This window comes from Sphaerisporangium melleum, assembly GCF_014646695.1.
GTDB classification, from domain to species: Bacteria; Actinomycetota; Actinomycetes; order Streptosporangiales; family Streptosporangiaceae; genus Sphaerisporangium; species Sphaerisporangium melleum.
Map to the genome: position 1 here is coordinate 16,340 of NZ_BMNT01000033.1, position 1,829 is coordinate 18,168.

Below are 1,829 nucleotides of genomic sequence, written 5' to 3' on the forward strand. Positions count from 1 at the left end.
ACCCCCACCCCGACCCCCACACCGACTCCGACGCCCACCCCCACCCCGACTCCGACTCCCACGCCGACTCCCACGCCGACTCCCACGCCCACCCCCACCCCGACTCCCACGCCGGGGAAGGCGTGCGCGGCGACGTACACCGTCACCAGCTCGTGGGGCGGCGGCTTCCAGGCCGACGTGGCGGTGCGCAACAACGGGAGTTCGGCGATCACCGGCTGGACGGTGGCGTGGACGTTCCCGAGCGGGCAGACCATCACGCAGCTCTGGAGCGGCACTCACACGCAGACCGGGGCGAACGTCTCGGTGAAGAACCTGTCCTGGAACGGCGGCCTGGCCGCCGGCGGGTCGACGTCGTTCGGTTTCACCGGGAACGGCGCGAGCACGGCACCGGCCGCGGTGACCTGCACACCCGCCTGACCCCCCAGACGTGGTCTCGATAATTGCCCTGGGAGCGCGAGACCACAACCCGGCCGGGCCCGCCCAGCGGGCCCGGCCGGTCCCATGCTCGCCCCCGGCACCACGGCGAGGCCGGACGACCGGCGGGCTGCCGGCCCGCTGACCAGGGAATTCCCCGCCCGCTCCGCTCCGTTCTCGCCAGAGAGGCCATCGCCGGCCCGGTGAGCCGGGCGGCGCGCCGCCCGCCCGGTCCAACCCGCGGCGCCTGGCAGGCGTGAGCCGCCACGGCCGGGGCACTGGAGGGTACGGCCGTCCGGCGACGAGGGGAGAGCGAGACGCTTTGAGCGAGCACCAGGATCGCCTGCGCGCGGTGGCGAGGGAGAACTTCGGCTGGGAGCGGCTGCGGCCCGGCCAGCGTGAGGCGATGGAGCACCTGCTGGCCGGGCGCGACGTCCTGGTCGTGATGCCGACCGGCGGCGGGAAGTCGGCCGTCTACCAGATCCCCGCCCTGCTCCTGCCCGGGCCGACGGTCGTGGTCTCCCCGCTGATCGCCCTGCAGCGCGACCAGGTGGCGGGGCTGGCGGAGGCGGACGCGGGCGGTGCGGTCGCCGTGAACTCGGCCCAGTCCGGCGGCACCAGCGACGCTTCCCTGGACAAGGTGCGCGCCGGCACCGCCGAGTTCGTGTTCCTCTCCCCCGAACAGCTCGCCAAGCCCGAGGTGATCGACCGGCTGCGCAAGGCGCGGCCATCGCTGATCGCCATCGACGAGGCCCACTGCGTGTCGGCCTGGGGACACGACTTCCGGCCCGACTACCTGCGGCTCGGCCAGGCGATCGAACGGCTCGGCCATCCGCCGGTCGCCGCGCTGACCGCCACCGCCGCCCCGCTCGTCCGCGACGACATCCTGTCCTCCCTCGGCCTCTCCGGCGCCGCGCTGGTCGTGCGCGGCTTCGACCGGCCGAACATCGACCTCCAGGTGCGCAGGTTCGTCGGCAAGGAGGACAAGCGCCGCGCGCTGGTCGAGGACGCCGCCGCCCGCGACGGCCTGGGGCTGGTCTACGTGGCCACCCGGCGCGAGGCCGAGGAGTACGCCACCGCGCTGCGTGCGGCCGGGCGGCGGGCCGAGGCCTACCACGCCGGGATGCGGGCGGCCGACCGGCACCGCGTCCACGAGCTGTTCCGCGAGGACGGGCTGGACGTGGTGGTCGCCACCTCGGCCTTCGGCATGGGCATCGACAAGCCCGACGTGCGGTACGTCCTGCACGCCGACCCGCCGGACTCGATCGACTCCTACTACCAGGAGATCGGCCGCGCGGGACGCGACGGACGGCCGGCCTGCGCCGTGCTGTTCTACCGGCCGGAGGATCTCGGCCTGCGCCGGTTCTTCGCCGGAGGCCGGGTGGACGAGGAACTGCTGACCAGGGTGGCGACGC

The 1,829-nt window shown here is 74.6% G+C and carries 2 protein-coding genes; both read left to right on the forward strand.

All coding sequences use genetic code 11. The annotated features are described in order from the left end of the window. On the forward strand, positions 1-417 hold a 417-nt coding region (locus tag IEY93_RS38655), incomplete at its 5' end, for a cellulose binding domain-containing protein (protein ID WP_229691501.1). 319 nt (positions 418-736) lie between these two features. Then, positions 737-1,829, forward strand: a 1,093-nt coding sequence (locus IEY93_RS26460; RefSeq protein ID WP_229691502.1) for a RecQ family ATP-dependent DNA helicase, incomplete at its 3' end; no start/stop codon positions are given.